Below are 2893 nucleotides of genomic sequence, written 5' to 3' on the forward strand. Positions count from 1 at the left end.
CAGGTGTGCCTTCGGGAGCTCTGAGACAGGTGCTGCATGGCTGTCGTCAGCTCGTGTTGTGAAATGTTGGGTTAAGTCCCGCAACGAGCGCAACCCTTATCCTTGTTTGCCAGCGAGTAATGTCGGGAACTCCAGGGAGACTGCCGGTGATAAACCGGAGGAAGGTGGGGACGACGTCAAGTCATCATGGCCCTTACGAGTAGGGCTACACACGTGCTACAATGGCGCATACAGAGGGCAGCAAGCTAGCGATAGTGAGCGAATCCCAAAAAGTGCGTCGTAGTCCGGATTGGAGTCTGCAACTCGACTCCATGAAGTCGGAATCGCTAGTAATCGTGAATCAGAATGTCACGGTGAATACGTTCCCGGGCCTTGTACACACCGCCCGTCACACCATGGGAGTGGGCTGCAAAAGAAGTGGGTAGTTTAACCTTTCGGGGAGGACGCTCACCACTTTGTGGTTCATGACTGGGGTGAAGTCGTAACAAGGTAGCCCTAGGGGAACCTGGGGCTGGATCACCTCCTTATACGAAGATATCTTTGATGAGTACCCACACAGATTGATTAGGTTTAAAAAGAAAAAGAGATGAAGAACTCCCAAGGTTCTTCAAAGTTTGTTTCTGCTTTTAAAGTAGAGATAAATTGCAGTGTCCCGTTCGTCTAGAGGCCTAGGACACCGCCCTTTCACGGCGGTAACAGGGGTTCGACTCCCCTACGGGATACCATTGGGTCGTTAGCTCAGTTGGTAGAGCAGTTGACTTTTAATCAATTGGTCGCAGGTTCGAATCCTGCACGACCCACCATTTCCTCCCAAGGAAATAAAATTTGGGGCGATTAGCTCAGTTGGGAGAGCACCTGCCTTACAAGCAGGGGGTCACTGGTTCGAGCCCGGTATCGCCCACCATTTCCTCCCAAGGAAATAAAAATATGGGGCTATAGCTCAGCTGGGAGAGCGCCTGCCTTGCACGCAGGAGGTCTGCGGTTCGATCCCGCATAGCTCCACCATTCTTTCTCCATGAAGGAATCAAAACTATCATGGGCGATTAGCTCAGTTGGGAGAGCACCTGCCTTACAAGCAGGGGGTCACTGGTTCGAGCCCGGTATCGCCCACCATCTTTAAGCACACTTTTCTTAGTAATAGAAAGCTGAGTGTATTTAAAAATGGTTTTAAAAGTTTAATGCTTTAAAAACTCTTGCTCTTTAACAATTTGGAAAGCTGACTGATTTAAATAACGAAGTTATTTAAATCAAATTTAAAAGTTCTCAATGTTTATCTGCTCTTATTTAATAAGAACAGTATAAACACAACAAACACATTCAAGTGTCTTGTATTCGATTCAAACTTAGTTTGAATCACATTGAGTCCGGCAAACAGTCATTGAGAATTAACCCTTCTTAATGGCAACCAAAAACCTTGGTTAGTTGCCATACTAGTTTGTTTTCGCTCCTGTTTGTCTTCACTTTTTAAAGTGAAAATAAAAAGGAAAGTGAAAGTAAAACAGAGACCCTTTCGGGTTGTATGGTTAAGTGACTAAGCGTACACGGTGGATGCCTTGGCAGTCAGAGGCGATGAAAGGCGTAATAACTTGCGATAAGCCCAGATTAGGTAGTAATAACCTTTTGAGTCTGGGATTCCTGAATGGGGAAACCCACTTACATAAGTAAGTATCCTGTTGTGAATACATAGCAACAGGAGGCAAACCGGGGGAACTGAAACATCTAAGTACCCCGAGGAAGAGAAATCAACCGAGATTCCGAAAGTAGCGGCGAGCGAAATTGGATTAGCCCTTAAGCTTTTAATGAGACAGATGAAGGCTCTGGAAAGTGCCGCAATAAAGGGTGATAGCCCCGTAATCGACATCTCATCATCAGTGAAAACGAGTAGGGCGGGACACGTGATATCCTGTCTGAATATGGGGGGACCATCCTCCAAGGCTAAATACTACTGACTGACCGATAGTGAACCAGTACCGTGAGGGAAAGGCGAAAAGAACCCCTGTGAGGGGAGTGAAATAGAACCTGAAACCGTGTACGTACAAGCAGTAGGAGCACCTTCGTGGTGTGACTGCGTACCTTTTGTATAATGGGTCAGCGACTTAATTTTAGTAGCAAGGTTAACCGTTTAGGGGAGCCGTAGGGAAACCGAGTCTTAACTGGGCGTACAGTTGCTAGGATTAGACCCGAAACCAGGTGATCTAGCCATGGGCAGGTTGAAGGTTGAGTAACATCAACTGGAGGACCGAACCGACTAATGTTGAAAAATTAGCGGATGACTTGTGGCTAGGGGTGAAAGGCCAATCAAACCTGGAGATAGCTGGTTCTCCCCGAAAGCTATTTAGGTAGCGCCTCGGACGAATACTACTGGGGGTAGAGCACTGTTAAGGCTAGGGGGTCATCCCGACTTACCAACCCTTTGCAAACTCCGAATACCAGTAAGTACTATCCGGGAGACACACGGCGGGTGCTAACGTCCGTCGTGGAGAGGGAAACAACCCAGACCGCCAGCTAAGGTCCCAAAGTATAGCTAAGTGGGAAACGATGTGGGAAGGCTCAGACAGCCAGGATGTTGGCTTAGAAGCAGCCATCATTTAAAGAAAGCGTAATAGCTCACTGGTCGAGTCGGCCTGCGCGGAAGATGTAACGGGGCTAAGCTATACACCGAAGCTGCGGCTACGTACCTTAGGGTATGTGGGGTAGGGGAGCGTTCTGTAAGCCGTTGAAGGTGGTCTGTAAGGGCTGCTGGAGGTATCAGAAGTGCGAATGCTGACATGAGTAACGATAAAGGGAGTGAAAAACTCCCTCGCCGGAAGACCAAGGGTTCCTGTCCAACGTTAATCGGGGCAGGGTAAGTCGACTCCTAAGGCGAGGCCGAAAGGCGTAGTCGATGGGAAAC

At 48.2% G+C, this 2893-nt stretch carries 5 tRNA genes and 2 rRNA genes; all 7 read left to right on the forward strand.

Annotated features, from left to right (window positions below):
- A 16S ribosomal RNA gene (locus tag MSG38_RS23890) occupies positions 1-527 on the forward strand; the annotation flags it as partial.
- Positions 528-649: 122 nt separating this feature from the next.
- A tRNA-Glu gene (locus tag MSG38_RS23895) sits at positions 650-725 on the forward strand.
- A 2-nt stretch (positions 726-727) separates the two neighbouring features.
- A tRNA-Lys gene (locus tag MSG38_RS23900) sits at positions 728-803 on the forward strand.
- Between the two features lie 25 nt (positions 804-828).
- A tRNA-Val gene (locus MSG38_RS23905) sits at positions 829-904 on the forward strand.
- A 25-nt stretch (positions 905-929) separates the two neighbouring features.
- Positions 930-1005 (forward strand) — tRNA-Ala (locus MSG38_RS23910).
- A 32-nt stretch (positions 1006-1037) separates the two neighbouring features.
- Positions 1038-1113, forward strand: a tRNA-Val gene (locus tag MSG38_RS23915).
- 408 nt (positions 1114-1521) lie between these two features.
- Positions 1522-2893 (forward strand): 23S ribosomal RNA (locus MSG38_RS23920); the annotation flags it as partial.

It is taken from the genome of Vibrio sp. 1CM24A (genome assembly GCF_023161725.1).
In the GTDB taxonomy this organism is placed as follows: domain Bacteria; phylum Pseudomonadota; class Gammaproteobacteria; order Enterobacterales; family Vibrionaceae; genus Vibrio; species Vibrio coralliirubri.